Origin of the sequence: Chryseobacterium caseinilyticum (assembly GCF_014837145.1) — a bacterium.
GTDB classification, from domain to species: Bacteria; Bacteroidota; Bacteroidia; order Flavobacteriales; family Weeksellaceae; genus Chryseobacterium; species Chryseobacterium caseinilyticum.
Genome location: NZ_JACYFS010000002.1, coordinates 446,290 through 467,936, shown reverse-complemented (window position 1 = coordinate 467,936; position 21,647 = coordinate 446,290). Strand labels below are relative to the sequence as shown.

Annotated in this window: 16 protein-coding genes; 7 read left to right on the top strand and 9 right to left on the bottom strand. The window is 36.3% G+C overall.

Annotated features, from left to right (window positions below; all coding sequences use genetic code 11):
• Positions 1-23: 23 nt before the first annotated feature.
• The 5 genes from priA to IC610_RS10095 all read right to left on the bottom strand — a co-directional run bounded on the left by priA (position 24) and on the right by IC610_RS10095 (position 9,634).
• A complete protein-coding gene (priA, locus tag IC610_RS10115; protein WP_191736743.1) occupies positions 24-2,471 on the bottom strand; it encodes a replication restart helicase PriA in 2,448 nt (815 codons plus the stop codon).
• Between the two features lie 338 nt (positions 2,472-2,809).
• Positions 2,810-5,293 carry a beta-mannosidase gene (locus tag IC610_RS10110; RefSeq protein ID WP_191736742.1) on the bottom strand — a complete coding sequence of 828 codons (2,484 nt, stop codon included), beginning with the start codon at positions 5,291-5,293 and terminating at the stop codon, positions 2,810-2,812.
• Positions 5,294-5,481: 188 nt separating this feature from the next.
• Entirely contained in the window at positions 5,482-6,144 is a 663-nt protein-coding gene (locus tag IC610_RS10105; protein ID WP_191736741.1) for a copper homeostasis protein CutC, read from the bottom strand.
• Positions 6,145-6,331: 187 nt separating this feature from the next.
• The gene (locus tag IC610_RS10100) at positions 6,332-7,327 is read right to left on the bottom strand and encodes an isoaspartyl peptidase/L-asparaginase family protein (protein WP_191736740.1); all 996 of its coding nucleotides are present in this window, start codon (positions 7,325-7,327) and stop codon (positions 6,332-6,334) included.
• Positions 7,328-7,393: 66 nt separating this feature from the next.
• On the bottom strand, positions 7,394-9,634 hold the full coding sequence (locus tag IC610_RS10095; protein WP_191736739.1) for a glycoside hydrolase family 20 protein: 2,241 nt from the start codon (positions 9,632-9,634) through the stop codon (positions 7,394-7,396).
• A 105-nt stretch (positions 9,635-9,739) separates the two neighbouring features.
• On the opposite strand from IC610_RS10095, the gene IC610_RS10090 reads away from it, so the two are divergent.
• Positions 9,740-10,549, top strand: coding sequence for a DUF4197 domain-containing protein (locus IC610_RS10090; RefSeq protein WP_228462898.1), 810 nt, complete (start codon positions 9,740-9,742; stop codon positions 10,547-10,549).
• A 367-nt stretch (positions 10,550-10,916) separates the two neighbouring features.
• Here IC610_RS10090 and IC610_RS10085 read toward each other — a convergent pair whose 3' ends face one another.
• From IC610_RS10085 to IC610_RS10075, 3 genes are all read right to left on the bottom strand, one after another.
• Entirely contained in the window at positions 10,917-12,911 is a 1,995-nt protein-coding gene (locus tag IC610_RS10085) for a S9 family peptidase (RefSeq protein WP_191736737.1), read from the bottom strand.
• Positions 12,912-13,288: 377 nt separating this feature from the next.
• Positions 13,289-13,633 (bottom strand): phage holin family protein, encoded by a 345-nt coding sequence (locus tag IC610_RS10080; protein ID WP_191736736.1) that lies wholly within the window; start codon positions 13,631-13,633, stop codon positions 13,289-13,291.
• A 300-nt stretch (positions 13,634-13,933) separates the two neighbouring features.
• Positions 13,934-14,356, bottom strand: a complete 423-nt coding sequence (locus IC610_RS10075) for a PaaI family thioesterase (protein WP_191736735.1) — start codon at positions 14,354-14,356, stop codon at positions 13,934-13,936.
• A 328-nt stretch (positions 14,357-14,684) separates the two neighbouring features.
• On the opposite strand from IC610_RS10075, the gene IC610_RS10070 reads away from it, so the two are divergent.
• Positions 14,685-15,077 (top strand): 2-dehydro-3-deoxyphosphooctonate aldolase, encoded by a 393-nt coding sequence (locus IC610_RS10070; RefSeq protein ID WP_194698910.1) that lies wholly within the window; start codon positions 14,685-14,687, stop codon positions 15,075-15,077.
• A 144-nt stretch (positions 15,078-15,221) separates the two neighbouring features.
• Positions 15,222-16,529: a DEAD/DEAH box helicase gene (locus IC610_RS10065; protein ID WP_191736734.1), complete on the top strand. Its 1,308-nt coding sequence runs from the start codon at positions 15,222-15,224 to the stop codon at positions 16,527-16,529.
• 69 nt (positions 16,530-16,598) lie between these two features.
• On the opposite strand, the gene IC610_RS10060 is transcribed toward IC610_RS10065, so the two are convergent.
• Entirely contained in the window at positions 16,599-17,489 is an 891-nt protein-coding gene (locus IC610_RS10060) for an SMP-30/gluconolactonase/LRE family protein (protein ID WP_191736733.1), read from the bottom strand.
• A gap of 184 nt (positions 17,490-17,673) precedes the next feature.
• Here IC610_RS10060 and IC610_RS10055 point away from each other — a divergent pair, with 184 nt between their 5' ends.
• The 4 genes from IC610_RS10055 to ade all read left to right on the top strand — a co-directional run bounded on the left by IC610_RS10055 (position 17,674) and on the right by ade (position 21,564).
• Positions 17,674-18,018, top strand: coding sequence for a MerR family transcriptional regulator (locus IC610_RS10055; RefSeq protein ID WP_056078312.1), 345 nt, complete (start codon positions 17,674-17,676; stop codon positions 18,016-18,018).
• Positions 18,019-18,089: 71 nt separating this feature from the next.
• Complete coding sequence (locus tag IC610_RS10050) at positions 18,090-19,385, top strand: helix-hairpin-helix domain-containing protein (protein WP_191736732.1); 1,296 nt, start codon at positions 18,090-18,092, stop codon at positions 19,383-19,385.
• Between the two features lie 48 nt (positions 19,386-19,433).
• Positions 19,434-19,868: a hypothetical protein gene (locus tag IC610_RS10045; protein WP_191736731.1), complete on the top strand. Its 435-nt coding sequence runs from the start codon at positions 19,434-19,436 to the stop codon at positions 19,866-19,868.
• A gap of 67 nt (positions 19,869-19,935) precedes the next feature.
• Positions 19,936-21,564 carry an adenine deaminase gene (ade, locus tag IC610_RS10040; RefSeq protein WP_191736730.1) on the top strand — a complete coding sequence of 543 codons (1,629 nt, stop codon included), beginning with the start codon at positions 19,936-19,938 and terminating at the stop codon, positions 21,562-21,564.
• The last annotated feature ends 83 nt before the right edge of the window (positions 21,565-21,647 follow it).

The window sequence follows — 21,647 nt, the reverse complement described above, 5'->3', positions numbered from 1 at the left end:
GAATTAAAATATGTTAAACTTTGTTAAAAGTCTATTAATACGTGTTTTTTGACGCTCTGATAGGCCGTGATCTCATCAAACTCTTCGATGCTTTTTAAAACTAACTTTTTAAACGAAGCATATTTATTTCCTCTCGGAAGTTTGATCAGAATCTGAAACTGAAACATATTATTAATTTTAAAAACCGGTGATTTTTCAGGGCCTAAAACGCATTCTTCAGGCAAGTATTTTCGGAGAACCGAGCCCATAAACTGTGAAGCTCTTGTAATTTTGTCTTCTTTTCTATGGCTGAGCTGCAGCATAATCATTTTGGTGTACGGCGGATAATGAAATTTCTTTCTTTCCTTTAAAAAATAGTCATATGTTTTCGCAGGATCATTCATTTTAATCAACTGAAAAACAGAATGATCCGGATTATAGGTTTGAATTAAAATTTTTCCTTCCCCGGAAACACGACCCGCTCTTCCCGAAACCTGAGTGATCAGCTGGTACGCACGTTCTTCCGCTCTGAAGTCCTGAACGTAAAGCATAGAATCCGCTTTTGGAATAGCCACCAGTTCAATATGATCAAAGTCCAAGCCCTTGGAAATCATCTGAGTTCCGACCACGATGTCGGTTTCTCCTTCCTCAATTTTCTCGTAGAGTTTCTCGTAGGCAAATTTTTTACGCATCGAATCTACATCCATGCGGTCAACTTCGTTATCCGGAAATAATTTTGAAACTTCCTCATGAATTTGCTCTACACCAACGCCTCTTTCGTTGAGATTTTCTGAAAAACATTTCGGGCAGGCCTTTGGTTTTGAAGCACGCTGACCGCAGTAGTGGCACTTCATCTCGTTGGCCGATTTGTGATAGGTCATCACCACGTCACAATTTGAGCAGTAATTGACGTAACCACAACTTTCACACTCAATTACATTGGCGTAACCACGGCGGTTGTGAAGAATGATGCCCTGATTGTTTTCGTCAACTGTTTTTTTAAGTTCTTCCAGCATTCTGAAAGAAAAATTCCCGTTGACATGTTTGGAATCCTGAGCTTCTTTAAAATTAATTAATTCAAAGACGGGAAGGGCAACTTCGCCAAATCTTTTATCTAAAAAAACATATCTCAAACGGTCTTTCTGACCTAAATAATAGCTTTCCACCGAAGGTGTTGCCGAACCTAAAATCACATTGGCATCATAGAAATTTCCCAGCACCAAAGAGACATCTCTGGCATTGAAATACGGCGAAACATCTTTCTGTCGGTAAGCAGAATCGTGCTCTTCGTCAACGATAATCAGACCCAGATTTTCGTAGGGCAAAAACAGCGCATTCCGCGTGCCTATCAGGATTTTTATATCATTACGGCTGATTCTCTTCCAGACTTCCACCCTTTCAAAATCGGTCAGTTTCTGGTGGTAAAATCCAAGCTGGCTGCCGTATTTTTTCTCTAAACGCTGTGTAATCTGTTTGGTTAAAGAAATTTCCGGCAATAAAAAAAGTACATTTTTGCCCTCAGCAATGCATTCTTCAATTTTTTCTAAATAAATATGCGTTTTCCCTGAAGAAGTGACGCCATGAAGCAACACATTTTTGCCTTCTTTAAAAGCGATATCGATTTCTTCTTTTGCAACTTTTTGAATATCCGAAAGTTCTTCGATCTCTTCAATTTCTCCGCTGTAGCTTTCAATTCTGTCTTTCTGCCTGTAATATTCCTCAATAAAACCTTTATCTGCCAAAGCTTTAAAATGAGAAGACGAAAAATAACCGTCTTCAAACAAATCTGATTTTTTCAGAGGCTGGTTCGGATTTTCGGTCTGTTTTTCGAGAATGTGAAGAAATAATTCTTTCTGTTTTCTGGCTTTTGTTAAACCTAAAAGAATTCCTGTGAGGCTTTCATTTTTAAGAACCTCATCGTTAATCTTTACGTACGCAACTTCTTTGGCTTTGTACTTCTCAGCAACTTTTTCATCAATTTCAATGTATTGAAGATCGATTAATGAATTGATGGTTTTAATAATATCTTTCTTCGGAATAAATGCTTCAATATCAGTGAGATTAATCAACTGACGGACCTCAAGCGCCTGAATAAGATACATTTCGTTGACATCCAGAATCTCAAAATTGATGACCGCATTGGGTTTTAATTTTAAATATGTTTCACTTTCCAGTTTTAAAGAAGATGGAAATGCAAAACGGTAAATCTCGCCCAAACTGCACAGATAATAGTCTGAAAGCCAGTTCCAGAATTTTATCTGTTCATCGGGAACAATGGGTTTGCTGTCTAAAATACTGATTACTTCCTTTGCAACGAAATTTTCAGGTGCCTGATCATGAAGTTCAAAAACAATCCCCGTATAGATTTTTTTTCCGCCAAAAGGTACGAGCACACGCATTCCGCATTGAATCTGTTCAATAATTTCTTCCGGAACTTTGTAGGTGAAAGATCCTTTAAGGTTTAGCGGTAAAATAATCTGGGCGTAGTGCAAGAGAAATGTTTAATGTGTAAAATTAATTGTTTCTGAAGAGAAGTGCAATTTTTTGTGAGGTTAAGGTTAAGGTTAAGGTTAAGGTTAAGGTTAAGGTTAAGGATGAGTCTTCGTTACAATGAATACTGTTAAAATGTCGAATCGCTCGCAGCCCGACCTGAGTGGAGCTCTTTTTTCTGGCATTGCGATGAAAAAATCAGGTAAAATCGCTACAAGTTGTTCGCGATGACAGAAAAAAAGCGGGAACGGAGGGCGGATACAGCTGCCCAAATAAAAAAACTACTTAAAATAAATTCAATAATCTGATATAGCAAGACCTTTGAACAATCATGGTTTAATTAATTCACCGTATCCCACAAAGTCATTACTTCTACTTTTTCCAAAGGTTTTGAAAGTTTAATTCTTTTGGAAGTTTTTGGCAGTAAATCAAAAAAGTTATCGCTGAAATGCGTTTCTCCCATCAGATAAACGTCTTTCGACATAACATCGGTTGAAATTTCAATTTCTGTCGGTGAAATTTTCTTGATTTTAAGATTAGGCTTTGTGAGTTTTAAATCTTTTGGTTTTGCGAAAAAATGAATGTTTTCAGAGATAATTTTTTCAGTAACATCCTTCATGATCACTTTTAGAAAAACTTCATTTTTATTTGAATTGGAAATTAAATTTTCAATTCTAACCGGATCAAATTTCACGATATCGTTTAAGATTTTTCCGTTGGGAACATTCACTGTTTCAGTCACAGTTTTACCATTAAAATCAATCACCTGAATTTCAATGAAAACATCGTCAAACTTTTTCAATTCATCATTAATTCCATAAAAATTTAAAATATTGTCTTTTTCTTCCGTTAAAATCACCTGATTTTCAAAGCTTCTTTTAATCTGATAATGGAGTGCTTTCCAGTTTCCCAAATAATCAATCGATGACCACGAGATGACAGGCCAGCAATCGTTGAGCTGCCAATACAAAGTTCCCATATTGCAAGGTTTTGCGCGGCGGTGGGCTTCAATTGCGATTTGCATTCCACGGGCCTGAAGCAGCTGGGAAACGTAATTGTATTTTACAAAATCTTTCGGAACCACATAATCCCGCTTCATATATTCGTTGATGATATGAAAACCACGGGCATTTTTTTCGTGTGCTTTGATGGTTGGATTTTCTAAACTTAAATCTGGTTTTCCTGAAAACATAGATTTCACCGCCTCCAGACTTGGCATTCCCTGAAAACCGTACTCTGAGGCAAATCGCGGTACTTTTTCGTTGTAAATTTCAAACGGAAATTCGCCCCACCAAACGCCCCAGTAATGAGAATCGCCTTCGGTTAAACTTTCTTTGTGTCCCCAACCGATCGATGGAGAAGTCGGCCAGTAGATATTTTTTTCTGAAGTTAAATTTTCATTCAAAGCATTCGGTATTACCTCATGGAAAACCTTTTTATAGTCCTTCCAGACCTGCAGCGAATCTTCTTTTGAATATTTGAACTGTTTCTGATATCCCCAGTTGACAATTGCTTCGTCAATTTCATTATTTCCGCACCACAAGGCAATCGACGGGTGATTTTGAAGCCGGTTGACCTGATCTCTGACTTCCTCTTTCACATTATTTAAAAAATCTTCATCTGACGGATAAAAACTTCCGGCAAACATAAAATCCTGCCACACGAGAATTCCGTTTTCGTCACAGGCTTTGTAAAATTCATCATCTTCATAAATTCCGCCGCCCCAAACGCGGATCATATTCATGTTGGCATCTTTGCAGTCTTTGATGAGCTTCTGATATTTTTCTTTGGTAATTCGAGGTGTAAAGCTGTCAGACGGAATCCAGTTGGTTCCCTTTGCGTACATCGGGTTTCCATTGACTTTAAAATAGAAAGATTTTCCTTTTTCATCTTTCTCCTGAATTAATTCTATAGTTCTTAGACCAATTGTCTCATCTTTTTGATCAATAATTTGAGCATCCTTTTTCAGCGCAAATTTTAATACATAAGTCATTGCTTTTCCCCATCCGTTCGGTTGCCAAAAATGTGGATTTTCAATTTTAAATGGAACTGAAATTTTGTTTAAACCTTTTTTCAGAACAATATCATGATTTGCTTTATCTGTTGTAAAACTATATTTACCTTCATTCTCTGCAAAAATTTCTGCAATAATATTTAAATCAGCTATTTGCTTTGTTAAAGAATTCTGCTCTATTTTTATATTTTCAAGTTTTGCATGATTCCAGAAATTCAGTTTGACATCTTTCCAGATTCCAGCAGTGACTAATCTTGGTCCCCAATCCCAACCAAACTGATATTGGGCTTTTCTGACAAAACTTCGTGGCGATTCCGGCATGGTGAACGGAACTTTTTTGGCTAATTCTTTTCCGACATTGACTGAAGATTTAAATTTTATCTGCAACGAATTATCTCCAACTTTCAAATCATTTTTCACCGGAATTTTCCATGTTCTGAACATGTTGTCTGTTTTCTTCAGCAGTTTTCCGTTTAAATAAATTTCAGAAAAAGTATCCAATCCATGAAAAACCAAATCGGCATTTTGATTTTCTAATTCTTTATCTGAAACTTTAAAAACCGTTTGATAATCCCAGTCTTCATTTTCAACCCACTGCACTTTTTTTTCATTCTCATCTTTATACGGATCGGAAATTATTTTATGATCCATCAAATCTAAATGAACGGTTCCCGGGACCGTGGCGGTCAGCCATTTATTATCTTTTGCATTTTTAAACTGCCATTGTTCTGCGGAAATATTACGCTCTGAAAATTGGGCGCTGATGAATGTTTGAATGAAAAATAAGGCAAAAAGTATGGTTTTGTTCATTTAATTTGATTGTAAATAAGACTTAGAACTACAGTTTGTCATCCTGAAAGGATCTCAACGGTTTTAACGATAAAAATTAATTTTTCAGATTGATAATAGTTACACTATATGCTAATGCTTAATCTGTGCTTAGATCCTTTCAGGATGACAAATTCGATGTATATTTAATCAAAAGAATTGGATTAATTTCACAAATTAACCTTCAATCTTTTAATCTCCTCAGCATTCGCAAAAGATTCATATGGCAGCACCGCCGAAGAATGAAAATATTTCCCACCCGTTACGTTTTTCAGTTCTGAAATATTATTTGAACGGACGCCGCCACCGATTAAGATTTTAATATCATCGCCACAGTTCTCAATGAGTTTTTTTAAATTTTCCTTTCCTTCCATGGCAGAATTTTCTCCGCCGGAAGTGAGGATTTCTCTGAACCCTAATTCAATCAGTTTTTCCGAAGATTTGAAAATATTTTTAGTTCGATCGATGGCACGGTGAAAAACGCAAGGTTTGCCGTTGGCCAGATCGACCAAAAGTTTGTTTTTCTCATAATCAATTTCCTGATTTTCATCTAAAATTCCAAAGACAAAACCATCAGCCTTCGCTTTTGTAAATTCAATAATATCTCTCTGCATTCGAATAAATTCTCCATCGCTGTACATAAAACCGCCTCCAACTGGGCGGATCATCACATGAATCGGTTTTGAATATTTTTCTTTTAAATATCTTAACTCTTCAAGGTCGGGCGTGATTCCTCCGGAATTGATGTCGGCACAGAATTCAATTCTGTCGGCAATGGAATTTAAGGCTATTTCAGCGGATGTGATATCGAAGGTGGCGATTTCTAAAAACATAGATTGATTTGAGATTTGAGGTTTGAAATTTGAGATTCGGGATTCAAGGTTCGGGATTCGGGATTCGGGATTCGAGGTTTGAGGTGTGAGGTTAGGGATTTATGACTAGAATCTTGCACTTGGCTCTTTTTACTTTTTCCTTGTCTCTTTTCACCTGGCTCTTTTTACTTTTTACTTGGCTCTTTCCTTACTTTAAAGCAAATTCAGGTTTCTCCAGACGGTTTCCTTTCTGGTCGTAAACGGCAAAATTAAATCCGTCCTGAATGCAATATGAGCCGTATTCCCCTTTTTTATTAATGGCAATAAAGCCCACCTGAATATCTTTTAAATTTTTATTTCTTCGCTGAGTAATTTTCACAATTCTTTCAACCGCTTCTTTACAGGCCTGTTGCGGATTTCTTCCCTGTCGCATCAACTCCACAACGAGATGAGTTCCGACTGTCCTGATCACTTCCTCGCCATGACCGGTTGCCGTTGCAGCACCAACTTCATTATCAACGAACAGACCTGCACCGATAATCGGCGAATCACCTACTCTGCCGTGCATTTTGAAAGCCATTCCGCTCGTCGTACAGGCTCCGGAAAGATTTCCCTGAGCATCCAAAGCAATCATTCCAATCGTATCGTGATTTTCGATGTTGACAATCGGCTTATATTTGCTGTCTTTCAGCCATTCTTTCCACTCTTTTTCGGATTCTGCTGTGAGAATATTTTCTTTTTTAAAACCTTGTGAAATGGCAAACTGAAACGCTCCATCACCTACCAACATCACGTGAGGTGTCTTCTCCATTACCATTCTCGCTACAGAAATTGGATTTTTAATATTTTCCAGACACGCTACCGAACCAATGTTGTAATTTTCATCCATAATGCAAGCATCCAGAGTTACTCTTCCGTCTCTGTCAGGACGGCCGCCGTAGCCAACGCTTCTTTCGTTCGGGTCATTTTCGACCAGACGCACGCCTTTTTCAACCGCATCCAAAGCTCTTCCTCCCTTTCCTAAAATTTTCCACGCTTCTTCGTTGGCTTTTAAACCAAAATCCCAGGTTGAAAGGACGATGGGTTTACTGATCAACGTATTTTCATTTTCAGGAACTTCTTTTGCAATTAAATCCATTGGATTGAGCAACAATGCGGATGATAATATTCCTGTGGTTTTTAAAAATTTTCTTCGTGAATTCATAGGTTGAGGCTAAGGTTTAGGTTTAGGTTAATCTTGAATATTAAATTTTAAATATTGAATCTTGAATTATTTCGCTCCGATTTCATCGACGAAAAGCCATGCTTTTGAATCTGCTCCTGGATTTCCTGCGGGAATAATTCCTGCGTTTTCTATTTTAATTTTAATAAATTTTGCCTGTTGATTTCCGACCTTCAGATTGATTTTTCCTTTTGCCGAAAGAATTTCTTCTTTTCCGATTTCTTTAATGATTTTGAAAGTTTTGCCGTCATCCGATATGGAAACCGTCGCTGATTTTGCCAGATGAATCCAGCTTCCTTTGTTGTCTAATGTATTAAAGTAAACTTCTGAGAAGTTTGTTTTTTCGCCTAAATCAATTGTCGCAACCACATCTTTTCCCTGAAAACCAAGCCATGTTTTTCCCAATTGTTTTACGTTTCCGATAATTCCGTCAACTAAAGTGAAAGCTCCGCCAAAAGAATAATTTTCGCTGGGCTGATGTTCCAAAGTGATTTTTTTTCCGGTCGTTTTTGAGGTAGAAAAATTCTGAGAAGAAACCGCAGATTTTAATTCACCATTTTCAAAATAAGCAGATTTCACAGTCATCGCTTTTGATACAGGAATCGGATTCTGGTAGGTTGAAGAATTTGCTTTTGGCTCACTTCCATCTGTCGTAAATTTAATTCCGCCTGGATTTTGTGAAGTTGAAAGTTCGTAAGAAACACCTTTGCTATTGGGAATTACCTTTCCTGAAATGTTGTAAATACTTTTTGCATAGTTGATGTTCATTTTATCTAAAATTTTAAAATGCTCCACCACTCTGTTTTCAAATTCCTTGTAATTTTCCGGTTTTGAAGTTCCCCATCCCACTTCTGAAAGTGCGAATAATCTTGGAAAGATCATGTACTGAACCTGTTTGAAATCCAGAATATATTCCGTCCATAAATTTGCCTGAACTCCCAGAATATATTTCGACTGTTCAGAATTCAACTCCGCAGGAATCGGACTGTAAGAATACACTTTATCCAAAGGTGTAAAACCTCCGAACGCATTCGGTTCGGTCTGCGGATCGCCCTGATAATGGTCGAAATAACAGTATGCTCCGGGCGTCATCACGGCAAAATGATTTGTTTTTGCGGCTTCAATTCCACCCTTAATTCCTGTCCAGCTCATTACTGCCGCATTTGGCGCCAATCCACCTTCCAGAATCTCATCCCAGCCGATGATTTTCCGGCCTTTTGAGTTCACGTACTTTTCAATTCTATGAATGAAATAACTTTGCAGTCCATGCTCATCTTTCAGATTATTTTTCTTAATTAATGCCTGACAGTGCGCACATTCCTTCCATCTTGTTTTCGGACATTCGTCACCACCGATGTGAATATATTGCGAAGGAAAAAGCTGAATCACCTCATCCAAAACATTTTCCAAAAAAGTAAACGTTTCGTCTTTCGGACAGAAAACATCATCAAAAACGCCCCATTTTGTCGCTGATTCAAAAGGTCCTTTTGTACAAGCCAGTTCAGGATACGCAGAAAGTGCGGCAAGAGCGTGGCCTGGCATTTCAATTTCAGGAACAATCGTGATGTGTCTTTCCTGTGCGTATTTTACGACATCTTTAATTTGTTCCTGAGTATAAAAATAGGGTCCGTAAGGTTTGCCGTCATAAGTATCATCAACGTAAGCACCAATCATGGATTCTTTACGTTTTGAACCAATTTCAGTCAGTTTTGGATATTTTTTAATTTCAATTCTCCAACCCTGATCGTCGGTTAAATGCCAGTGAAAAGTATTGAGTTTGTACATTGCCAGATAATCGATGTACTGTTTTACTTCTTCTACTGTGAAAAAATGACGGCAAACGTCGAGGTGCATTCCTCGCCATGCGAATTTTGGAGAATCTTCAATTTTTAATACAGGAATTCTTCCGTTTTTCTGCGTTTCAAATAACTGAATCAGAGTTTGAATAGCTAAAAAATACCCCTGATCTGTGTAGGACTTTATATGAATCTGTTTGGAAGAAATTTCAATCGAATAAGCCTCATTATTGAGTTTTGATTGATTTTCTAATCTAGAATACAACAGATGCGCATCCGAATTTTTTGCGTTACTGAATTTTAATTTTAATTTATTTTTTAAATATTCTGTCTCTTTTACAGGAAGATTATTACTAAAATTAAATGATGCAGGAATAACAAATTCTCCTTTTAGAAACTCAACTTTTTGGGGATAAGGAATTAAATTCAGTTTGGTTTGAGAAAAAAAACACATTGAAATCAATAAAGAAAAGGCCAAAAGAATACGCTGCATCTGGTTGAGTTTAGATTTTAGCGAATATAATTCTTTTCTGAAAAATTCAGTCTATCATTTAACTATTTCAGCTTTGAAACATCTAATTTTGTATAAAATTAAATGATGAAAAAAACTTTTCTTTTGGCAGCCGGATTATTATTTTCGGTTTCTGCACAGGCACAGATTTTAGATATAATTAAATCTACGGTTAAAAACCAAACGGGTGTTGATTTAAACAATCCTAAAACCAACACAACCACTGCACCTACAACTACTCAGCAAACTCCAATAAAAAATACTTCTTCAGTCAATTTGGGAAGTCTGACTTCAACTCAAATCTCATCTGGTTTAAAGGAAGCTTTAAATCTGGGTGTAACTGAAGGTGTGAAAAAACTCGCTGTACAGGATGGTTTCCTGAAAAATGAAGCAGTAAAAATTTTAATGCCCGAAAAATTAAGAGTGATTGATACCAAACTCCGCGCATTCGGATTGGGAAGTTTAGCAGATCAGGGTGTAAAATTACTGAACAGAGCTGCCGAAGATGCAGTGACTGAATCAGCTCCGATTTTCACCAAGGCCATTACCTCGATGACGATTACTGATGCTAAAAACATTTTATTGGGAGGCGACAATTCTGCAACCAATTATTTACAGAGTAAAACCCAAACTCAATTATTCACCGCTTTTCAGCCAAAAGTAAAAGCTTCATTAGGAAAAGTAGGCGCCGATAAAGTCTGGAATAATTTGATTTCTAAATACAATACGCTTACCGGACAAGCCGTTTCCACAGATTTAAATGGATATGTGACCAACGAAACCATCAACGGCGTTTTTAAAATGGTGGCGGAAAAAGAAAGCGGCATCAGAAATAATTCTGTGATGAGAACCACGAGTATTCTGCAGAAGGTTTTTGGGGCGCAGGATGGTAAATAGTTCTTTTGTCTTGAAACAAAAGAACCAAAAGTTCAAGACTTGGAACTCTTCGCTAAAAATTAAAAATCAATCCTAAAATTCCCAAACTCGTGCGGATTTAAACTTCATTTATTAAAGAAGATTATAGCCGCACTCAAACAGTGGGAATTTTTTAACGAATTGATTTTTAATTTTCTTAACGCTGCGATTTCCTAAGTCACTTAATCGGAAAATTATATTTCATAAAAAACCTTGTCCAATGGACAAGGTTTTTTAATAACAACAATTACTGGACAAATAACATTCACAGTATCAAATTTATAAGATTGTATCTCATAAAATCCCATTTGTGAAATTGAAATTCATTTTATTTAGGATTGATTTAAACTTACAAAGTCTCTTTCAACCAGTCAAAAAATTCTCTCTGCCAAACCAAACCGTTCTGCGGATGAAGTACCCAGTGATTTTCGTTCGGGAAATATACAAATTTTGATTTCAGACCTCTCAGTTTTGCTGCTTGGAAAGCTTCCTGGCCTTGCTCATATCCAACTCTGAAGTCAATTCCGCCCTGGAAAATCATGATAGGCCTGTTCCATTTATCTACAAAATTACTTGGATTAAATTCTGTATAAGCTTTTGGTAAAGGCTTTTCCCATGGAGAACCTAAATCCCAGTTGGCAAACCAAAGTTCTTCGGTTGTTAAGTACCATGATTTCATATCAAACAAACCGTCGTGAGCAATGAAAGTTTTGAATCTGTTGTTGTGAACTCCGGCCAGCATAAAAACGCTGTAACCACCGTAGCTCGCTCCCACTGCCGCTACTCTTTCGCCATCAACGTAAGGAAGAGTTCTGGCAAAATCTGTTGCCGCCAAATAATCTCTGATTGGTTGTCCGCCCCAGTCTTTTGAGATTTCCTCATTCCATTTTGTTCCCCAGCCCGGCATACCTCTTCTGTTTGGGGCAACAACGATGTATCCGTTGGCTGCCATTAATGCAAAATTCCATCTTGTGCTGAAAAATTGAGTTAATGCTGATTGTGGTCCGCCCTGACAATACACCAAAGTTGGATATTTTTTATTTGGATCGAAGTTGGGTGGATAATGAAACCACACGCCCATTTCTTTTCCGTCTGTGGTTTTCACCATTTTCAGTTCAGATTTCCCCTGTGCTAACTTTGCATAAGTATCTTTGTTCGCATCGGTAACCTGCTTTAATTCTCCATTTTTAAGATTGACAGAATAGAGTTCTGCTGAATGATTAATGTCTGTTTTTGAAACCAACAGTGAATTTTTCTGGTCTGCAAAAATATCTGTAATGTCGAAATCACCTTTTGTAATCTGATTAATCTTTGCATTTTTAAGATCTACAGAAAACAGTTGAACTGTACCGCGAAATGCTGCATTGAAATAAATGTTTTTAGAATCTTTGCTCCAAAAAGATGTTCCGGTGACGCTTTCGTCCCAGTTGCCCGTCATATTACTTTTAGCACCAGACTTCCAGTCCATTACAACAATGTCATTTTTATCGGCTTCGTAGCCCTCACGCTCCATACTTTGCCATGATAGCCATTTTCCATCAGGAGAAAATTTCGGATTAACATCGTAACCCATCATTCCTTCTGTCAAATTTTTTGTTGTTCCTGAAGCTAAGTTGTATGCAAAAATATCCGTGTTGGTGCTTGTTGAATACTCTTTACCACTCTTTGGTTTCGTAACATATAAAAGTTGGGTGGAATCCGGGCTGAACACAAAATCTTCCACTCCGCCAAAAGGTCTCTGCGGAGAATCCCAGGTTTTTCCCTCCAATAAATCTTTTGCAGAATCTATATTGGAAGAAGTTTCAACCACAAAAACATGATTGTATTTTCCTTCATTGAAATAATCCCAGTGTCTGTGGTTCAAATCAGTATAAACCTGCGCCGTTGTCTTTGGCGTATCAGCATATTTATCTTTCCCCATCACTTTTTCAACCAAAACCTGTTTGCTGAACGCTATTTTTTTTCCATCAGGAGAAATAACAATATTATCCACTTCACCGATGGTGTAAAATTCTGCCCACGTTTTTCCGCTGTCTTTTGAAAGAAAAATTTTGTCACCGTCCTGAGCGTACAGTCCATTTTTATCCCACTGAATTAATGCTTTTTTGCCTAAATCAATTTTAGAAGACTGATTATTGATCACGTTCAGAAAGTAGTTTTCACTTTTTGTTTTTTCAGTTTTTAAATCTACCTGCCCGACTTTATAAATCAGTGATGACTGATCGGGAGACACTGCCTGTACTCCCACTTTTTTCATAGTCCAGAGGATTTCAGGAGTCATTGCTTGTTGTGCATTCATTAAAAGTGGCGCTGCCAAAGCGAGCAGACTGTGTTTTAATTTCATAAAAGAATCATTTTAAAAGAATTTCAGAATTTTTTATTCATCCATTCATATTAATTTCAAAGAATGCCAAAGTTAATATTTAAAATAAAATTAAGCGAGGAAATTGTGGGTTTAGTTTAAATTCCGATAGTATGATCCTGTAACTCATTTTCATTTATGCTTTGGTATTTTAAACACAGCTTACGCAGAATTTTTATTTAAAAAAAGTGTTTTAGTCTCACTAAGCCGCTAGCGCTTATATAAGGTTTGAAAAAAATGATCCGAAAAATCTTTTATTTTTTTGATACTAACTAAATAAGCCTGCCAGCGTTTAAAACGCTGGCAGGCTTATCGTCTGTTATATTTAATACTTTGTAATTAAGTATCCGTCAAAATTTTTAATTCTTATCTGCAAACATTGAATTGGCTAATGATGTAATAACTGACAGTAAAATACTGAAAATAAATGCCCACCAAAAGCCATCAACTTTCATGGAATCTATAAAGTAATCAGCTATCAGAATAATGATTGCGTTGATGACCAAAGAGAAGAATCCTAAAGTAATAATGGTCAACGGAAGTCCGAAAAGTTTTAAAATTGGTTTTAAAATTAAATTTAAAACGCCCAAAATGGCAGCAAAAATTACAGCTCCTGTAAAACCGTCGAAATGCACGCCGGAAAGCAGTTTTGTAAGTACAAATGCTACGATGGCTGTGATGAAAAGTCGGATGATAATGTTCATGTTTTTTATTTTTAAAATTAATTTTTTTTCATAACAAATGCTGTTTTAAACTATGTAAAATTAGTCACAAAATGACTTAGGAAATCGAAGCGTTAAGAAATTTTTGAAAAATTCCGTTAAAAATTTCCACTCTGTGAATAGCTGCAAAAATAATGCTTATGATATTAATGTCCTTCCGCCCGAGTTTTGAAAATTTTAGGAGTTTTTCAAAAATTTTAGCTGAGAGATCCAAGTCTTGTCCCGAAGCTTCGGGTTTGGTTCTTCGTCGAATCTTTGATTTCAAGAAAAAAGAACATAGTACTATTTAATCTTCATCATTGTAACTAATGAAGTTGCGACATAGCTTTCGGAAGAATGTTCTTCGTTTACCGTGTAAATTTCTGTTCTGATTACGCTTATTTTACTTCCACCTTTTACGACGTATGCTTTTGAAACCAAAGCATCGCCAATCGCAGGACGAAGGTAATTTACTTTCAGCTCAACCGTCACAACATAGGCATCTTCGGGATAATGACTTACTGCTGCATAACCAGAGGAAACATCTACCAGTGAAGCGATCATGGCACCATTGAACATTCCTGCACTTCTGGTCATCATTTCCATTTTAGGAATTTTAATAGAGACAAAATCGGTTTCTACTTCCAAAAGTTCGGCGTTGTAGAATTTCAACGTTTCTGAGCGGTTGAAACTGTCGGTCATGAGTTGTTTTTTCTCGGGAGTCATACGTTTTTATTTGAAGTTTGAAATTTGAGAATTGTTGTTAAGATTAGATTTTGGTGCCGAATTTAAACAAAGTTACAAACAATTTAGGACTACAAGAATTTGGATAATCTTTCTCACCTATTTCATATTATTATGTACAGAAACTTGCGTTGAATGTTTTTTATAAATATATTTTATTACGATTCTTATTTCGTTATCATGTGATTTTTTTATATTTGAAAGACCTAATTAATCGAATTTGTCATATATAGGTTAGTTTATTAAAATGAACCTAATGACCTATTAAAGTGTGATTTAATTTTAAAACTATAACTAAACTCTTTTAAGTATGAAAAAAACCATCTCAATTTTACTGACAACTTTAGTAGTTTTTTCCTGCGCAACTACGAACAGTGTAGATTCAAAAAAAGATAATAATGTGTCTTCAGACGAAACTTACGGATACACAGAAAAAAATCCAGTTAAAGTGGGTGGAGCAACTAATGGACCTTCAAATGAAAGAAAGTATTTAAATTCACTAACCGGCCCAAACGGTGAAGCAGTATCATTTGTCAGAAATGGAAGTTGTTGTGCATTTTCAACAAAAAACAGTCCGTTTGGAGGCGGATTATTAGACATGTACTCTGTAACTTATGAAGGCAAAAAAGACACTGTAACTTTATATTTAAATATGTATGATAAAGGGAAATTAAAAGCACCAGCCGGCTTTAAAATTAAATAGTTGCGTTATAGTATTGTAAATGGATAATTATCTGCTGCAGAAAATTAGATAACAGCTACGTATGTTTTTTAATGAAAACGTATTTTGTAATTGCTATATAAAAGTGATTTTAGTCTTTCCCTCAAAATCCCCTACCTTTGCAAAATGGAATTAGAATCTATTTACAAAAAACTGCAGATTCAGGATATGAATCAGATGCAGAAATCTACATACAAAACTACGGAAAACAATACCGATGTTGTTTTACTTTCGCCTACCGGTTCCGGAAAAACACTGGCTTTTCTGTTTCCGGTTCTTAGAAATTTAAAGAAGGAAGCAACTGGAATTCAGGCTGTGATTCTGGTTCCGGCCAGAGAACTGGCTTTGCAGATTGAGCAGGTATTTAAATCGATGGGTACCGATTTTAAGGTGACGGTTTGCTACGGCGGTCACGATAAAAAGATTGAAATGAACAATCTAAAAGAAGCTCCTGCTGTATTAATTGGAACTCCCGGTAGAGTTGCATATCACCTGAGAAATAATAATATTGAGGTAAAAACCATTAGAAATCTAGTTTTAGACGAATTCGATAAGGCTTTGGAGCTAGGTTTTCATGAAGATATGGAATATATTATTGAAAACATGTACAATCTTTATCAGAGAATCCTTACTTCAGCAACCTCGATGGATGAGATTCCGAAGTTTACTGGTCTGAAAGATGAAAAGACAATTGATTTCTTAAAATTGGGTGAAAATAAACCTGATATTCAGTTAAGAAAAGTAATGACGATTTCAGAGGAAAAGCTTGATACATTATTTCACTTAATCTGTAAAATCGGAAATAAAAGGACGCTGATTTTTTGTAATCACAGAGAAACCGTTGACCGTATTGCAGATTTGCTTTTGGATAAAGGAATTGCCAGAGAAACCTTCCACGGCGGTATGGAGCAGGATGAAAGAGAACGTGCCCTGCTGAAATTCAGAAATGATACGGCGAGAGTTTTGATCACGACCGATTTGGCTGCCCGTGGTTTAGACGTTCCTGAAGTTGAATCGATTGTTCATTATCAGTTACCCACGACAGAAGATGCATTCATTCACCGAAACGGCCGTACTGCGAGGATGAACGCTAAAGGTTTTGCTTATCTGGTAATGACAGAGGAAGAAAAGTTTCCTTTCATCAGAAAAGATACACCTGAAGAATCGGTGAAAGAATTTTCGAAAGTTCCTGCCAATCCGCCTTTTCAGACGGTTTACATTAGCGCCGGAAAAAAAGATAAAGTGAATAAAGTGGATATCGTTGGGTATTTACTGAAAAAAGGGGAACTGCAGAAAGAAGATTTAGGCCTGATTGAAGTGAAAGATACAACGTCATATGTTGCGGTTTCAAGAACCAAAGTGAGAGAATTGCTGAAAAAACTGAGCACTGAAAAACTGAAAGGCAAGAAAGTGAAAATGGAAGTGGCTTATTAGGCTGAGGCAAAGGTTAAGGCTGAGCAACGCAACCTTAACCTTAACCTTAACCTTAACCTTAACCTTAACTTATTTCATAGCAGACGTCTTAGTCGGCAAAGTGTACACAGATTTTGAAGCGGTAATAAACAGAATATTATTTTTTTCGCCGCCAAATGTTATATTTCCCGTCCAGTCTTCCGGAATTTTAATGTGATGCACTTTTTCGCCTTTGCTGTTAAAAACCGTCACGCCATCTCCAGTGATGTAAAGGTTTCCTTCTTTGTCCAGAGTCATTCCGTCAGAACCCATTTCGCAGAATAATTTCTTTTCAGATAATTTTCCGTCGCCTAAAATATCGTAAACATACGTTTTCCCGGCATCAATATCGGAGACATAAAGTTTTTTCTGGCTGACACTTCCGATAATTCCGTTAGGCTGAACGAAAGTTTCAAGCTTTGTAATTTTTCCATCTTTATTTCTGTAATACAGATTTTTCTCAGGAATTTCTACTTTGAAGTTCTCCCAATAATCTCTTTCGTACAGAGGATCTGTGAAATAAATTCCGCCATTTCCATCGAGCCAGAGATCATTAGGACCGTTTAATCTCTTCCCTTCAAAACCTTTGGATAAAACTTCTACTGATTTATCTTTACCGATTTTCCAGATTTCACCTTCGTTATCCGAACAGGTTATTAAATGATCATTATCGTCGAAGTAAGTTCCGTTGGCGCGACCTGTTTTATCTGAAAAAAGTTCGATTTTGTCAGTCTTCCAGTCCCATACATAGATTTTATCGTTGGGTTGATCGGTAAAATACACGTTTCCTGATTTGTCGGTTGCAGGACCTTCGGTAAATTTAAACTGATCTGAAATTAATTTCGGTTCGGTGTTTTCAAACATAGCATCGTATTTTGTTGATTTGCAACCTTGAAATACCAAAAACAAACCAACAAGCCCTGCCATCATTATATTTTTCATTCTTCTGAATTTAAAGTTTACAATTTACGATTTGTGAAGTGGTTTAAAAAATAATTATCTTTGAAAATTCAGTTTAAATCAAAAGAAGAGTTTCCTTTGAAAACTTTGTCAAAGTTATCAGCATAACGCATAAAACTTTGACAAAGTTGAGAACGGCAAGAGCTCAAAAGACAAAATTAAGGGAATGAAGATCAATTTACCAGACAAACTCTACTACTCCATTGGCGAAGTCGCCAAGGCATTTGATGTAAATACTTCATTGATAAGATATTGGGAGCAGGAATTCCCGATCATCAAACCTAAAAAAAATAAAAAGGGAAACCGCTATTTTACACCTGAAGACATTAAAAACCTTCAGATCATCTATCATTTGGTAAAAGAAAAGGGTTACACACTGGACGGTGCAAAAATCGCATTAACCACCAACTCTAAAATTTCTGAAACAGTAACCCTGATCGACAGGCTCGAATTTGTGAAAGCTGAATTATTAAAACTGAAAGATTCGCTTACAGAAAGGGATTCTGAATAATTCATGCATTTTTAAGTTAATAAATCATCATATATTGATTTTTGAATTAAAATAATTCTTAAATTTATTACATGGTGCGAAAAAAATATTATACAAAGATTGCAATTCTTGCAATGCTTTTGGCAGTACTGTCAATGTACAGTAAATACGCCGAAAGTACAAATGAGAAATTCCCTGAGCTTACTTTTACAACTGAAAATTCGGAGGAAATGCCACTTTCTGAATTTGATCCTAATGAATTATCGGCCGATCAGTGGCAAAAACTGGGATTTTCTGAGAAACAGACCGCTACAATTTTAAAGTATAAGGAAATTGTTGGCGGAAGATTTATTTCCAAAGAACAGCTCAAAAAATGTTACTCAATTTCTGAAGAAAAATTCAGTGCAATTGAAGCTTACATTTTACTTCCAGAAACGAATCAGGAAGGAAAGACTTTCACCTCTACCGACGGAAATTTCGTAAAGAAAGAACTCAGAATTTCAGGAAAATTCAATCCCGACCGTTACTCTCAGGCAGATTGGGAAGATATGGGATTTTCTGAGAAACAGGCTGGAGCGATTTTGAAATATAAAAATTATCTTGGCGGAAGCTTTGTAAGCAAAGAAAAATTTAAAGAATGCTTTATTATCAGCGATGAAAATTACGCAAAGCTGGAGCCTTATCTTATTCTTCCGGCAAAGACTCCGGACAATTTTGTGAAGAACAAATTTAAAAGAGATACCATCAGGGAAAAAATAAATTACAAGACGTTTGATCCCAACGAACTGGATCGGGAAGGCTGGCAAAAATTAGGATTTTCTGAAAAACAGGCGAATGTGATTGTCAATTACAAAGAAAGAAATTTAAAAGGGAGCTTTAAAAATCTTGAAGAAATAAAATCATGTTTCGTCATTAATGAAGATAAATTTAATGAAATGAAACCTTTCATCAGAATTTCAAATATAAAGTCTTCTGAAGCGAAAAAACCTGAAAGCAGTGCGACCGATTTTGCTAAAACAGATTTAAATTCAATCACATTCAAGCAACTTTTAGAATATGGTTTTGATGAAAAAGCTGCAGGATCAATGATTGGTTTCAGAAAAAAATTGGGTGGTTTTGTTACAAAAGAACAAATTTTGGAAACCTACAATATCGACAAAGAACTTACACAAAAACTGGTCAATACAGCTCCTTTGGATGTTTCTAAAGTTCAGAAATATTCACTTGCTGAAGCACCTGAAGAATGGCTGAAAAGTCATCCTTACTTTAAATATTCTGCGGATAAGATTATATATTTTAGAATGAGCAATCCTGACGATAAGAAAATCTGGAAATTCATCAAAGTAAAACCTGAATATGAAGCGAGGATGAGGCTGTATGTAAAATAAAACTGGCTTTAGATTTGATTCCATTTTAAAACTTAAAAATCAAATAGTATGATTTCGAAAATAATCTTATGCTTAGGCATTCTGCCAACAACGGCTTTTACAACTCCGGTTACTACTGATGCTACTTCGATATTTGAAGTCACCAGTCCGAAACAAGAAAAAATTCCGAAAACGGTTATTATTAAAACTAAAAAGTTTAAAATAAAAATTGACAAGCAACCCAACGGAAACTATCTTTATCAATCGTGGGGAGCCAATACGAAGATATCTGCTAAGCCAGCGATGATTATCTCTGACGGAGAAGTGATTCCGGATGGCTCAGGAGGAAACTATTATTTTGAATTTAATAACAACGGGACAATTTATCAGGTTTGGAGAAATTATTTAACAAACTCTACCCAAAAAGCACCTTACACACTAGTGGTCATCGACAGCAATGGTGAAACGATTGTGAGACAGGATGCGCAGGTGGTCAAAAATTAATTTAAAACAAAATCAAATAATAATTCCTAATTTCACGATTAGGAATTTTTTATTTTAATCATTCAGAATGGAATTTACAGTAAAAGCAAATTTAATCGACATCGTTGCAAAGGAAATTTTTCCCGCAGAAGTATCAATTATCAATCAAAAAATTGCATCAGTCAAAAGAATTGATGAAAAACTGCACACCTACATTTTACCTGGATTTATAGATGCCCACGTTCATATCGAAAGCAGCATGCTTGTCCCTTCAGAATTTGCCAGAATTGCTGTGAAACACGGTACTGTAGGAACTATTTCTGATCCACATGAGATTGCCAATGTCCTTGGAATTCCTGGTGTTGATTATATGATTGAAAATGCCCGACAGGTTCCATTTCACTTTTATTTTGGCGCTCCTTCCTGTGTTCCGGCTACAAATTTTGAAACAGCAGGCGCCGTGATTGATGCTAATGATATTGACCAATTATTAAGCAGAAAAGAAATCGTCTATTTAGCTGAAATGATGAATTTTCCTGGTGTCATTTATAACGATGAGGAAGTTTTAAAAAAATTAGAATCTGCAAAAAAACACAATAAACCTATTGACGGTCACGCTCCCGGATTAATGGGCGAAGGCATGAAAATGTATTTCGACGCAGGAATTACTACTGATCACGAATGTTTTGGTCACACCGAAGCTCTTGAAAAACTCAAACATGGTGTGAAAGTAATGATAAGGGAAGGAAGTGCGGCAAAGAACTTTGATACTTTGATTCCTTTATTGAAAGATTATCCCGACCAGATTATGTTTTGCTGCGACGACAAACATCCGGATAATCTGATTGAATCTCATATTAACGATCACGTAAAACGTGCTTTAAAAGCTGGTTATGATTTGTATGATGTACTTCGTGCGGCATCGCTCAATGTAATTCAACATTACAATTTACCGATTGGTTTATTACAGGTTGGTGACAATGCCGATTTTATTGAAATTGATAATTTGGATGATTTTAAAATTTTAAAAACCTACATCAAAGGTGAATTGGTCGCAGAAAACGGACAGTCATTCATTCAGTCGGTTGAAGCTCCAGTTGTCAATAATTTTAACTGCAGTTTAAAACAGCCTTCAGATTTTAAAATTAAAAGTGAAGGTGATTTAATTCGTGTGATAGAAGTACTGGACGGACAGTTAATTACACATGAATTCCAGACAAAATCTTTGGTAAAAGATGGTTTTGCAGAATCAAATATTGAAGAAGATGTTTTGAAAATAGCCGTGGTCAACCGTTACAATGATGCTCCTGTTGCCACAGCTTTCATTAAAAATATAGGTTTAAAAAGTGGTGCCATCGCATCCTGTGTGGCTCACGACTGTCACAATATCGTCGCTGTGGGAACGAATGATGATGATATCTGCAAGGCCGTCAATGCAATCATCAGAGCAAAAGGTGGAATTTCTTTGGCGACAGAAACGGAGGAAATGGTTTTGGAATTACCGATAGCCGGAATTATGACGAATCTCCCAGCCGAAGAAGTCGCTGAATTATATATTAAATTAGACCGAAAAGCCAAAGAACTGGGAAGTAAACTGAGAGCACCTTACATGAGTTTATCATTTATGGCACTTCTGGTTATTCCTGAATTGAAACTGAGCGATAAAGGTTTATTTAATGGCGGAACTTTTGAGTTTACTGATGTTTTTGTGAAATGAAGAATTTGATCCGTTAAGACAAATTAAGTTGTTACGTAAAATTATGCTTAACACTTTTTGAGTTACTGAGACAAATCATTAAG

Excerpts from the sequence above, each read along its gene's own strand:
- IC610_RS10080 (WP_191736736.1), bottom strand. The coding sequence starts at position 13,633 with ATGAACATTATCATCCGACTTTTCATCACAGCCATCGTAGCATTTGTA.
- IC610_RS10055 (WP_056078312.1), top strand. The coding sequence starts at position 17,674 with ATGAAGATCAATTTACCAGACAAACTCTACTACTCCATTGGCGAAGTC.
- IC610_RS10070 (WP_194698910.1), top strand. The coding sequence starts at position 14,685 with ATGAAAAAAACCATCTCAATTTTACTGACAACTTTAGTAGTTTTTTCC.
- IC610_RS10110 (WP_191736742.1), bottom strand. The coding sequence starts at position 5,293 with ATGAACAAAACCATACTTTTTGCCTTATTTTTCATTCAAACATTCATC.
- IC610_RS10045 (WP_191736731.1), top strand. The coding sequence starts at position 19,434 with ATGATTTCGAAAATAATCTTATGCTTAGGCATTCTGCCAACAACGGCT.
- IC610_RS10095 (WP_191736739.1), bottom strand. The coding sequence starts at position 9,634 with ATGCAGCGTATTCTTTTGGCCTTTTCTTTATTGATTTCAATGTGTTTT.
- IC610_RS10060 (WP_191736733.1), bottom strand. The coding sequence starts at position 17,489 with ATGAAAAATATAATGATGGCAGGGCTTGTTGGTTTGTTTTTGGTATTT.
- IC610_RS10075 (WP_191736735.1), bottom strand. The coding sequence starts at position 14,356 with ATGACTCCCGAGAAAAAACAACTCATGACCGACAGTTTCAACCGCTCA.
- IC610_RS10050 (WP_191736732.1), top strand. The coding sequence starts at position 18,090 with ATGGTGCGAAAAAAATATTATACAAAGATTGCAATTCTTGCAATGCTT.
- IC610_RS10100 (WP_191736740.1), bottom strand. The coding sequence starts at position 7,327 with ATGAATTCACGAAGAAAATTTTTAAAAACCACAGGAATATTATCATCC.
- IC610_RS10085 (WP_191736737.1), bottom strand. The coding sequence starts at position 12,911 with ATGAAATTAAAACACAGTCTGCTCGCTTTGGCAGCGCCACTTTTAATG.
- IC610_RS10090 (WP_228462898.1), top strand. The coding sequence starts at position 9,740 with ATGAAAAAAACTTTTCTTTTGGCAGCCGGATTATTATTTTCGGTTTCT.
- ade (WP_191736730.1), top strand. The coding sequence starts at position 19,936 with ATGGAATTTACAGTAAAAGCAAATTTAATCGACATCGTTGCAAAGGAA.
- IC610_RS10105 (WP_191736741.1), bottom strand. The coding sequence starts at position 6,144 with ATGTTTTTAGAAATCGCCACCTTCGATATCACATCCGCTGAAATAGCC.
- IC610_RS10065 (WP_191736734.1), top strand. The coding sequence starts at position 15,222 with ATGGAATTAGAATCTATTTACAAAAAACTGCAGATTCAGGATATGAAT.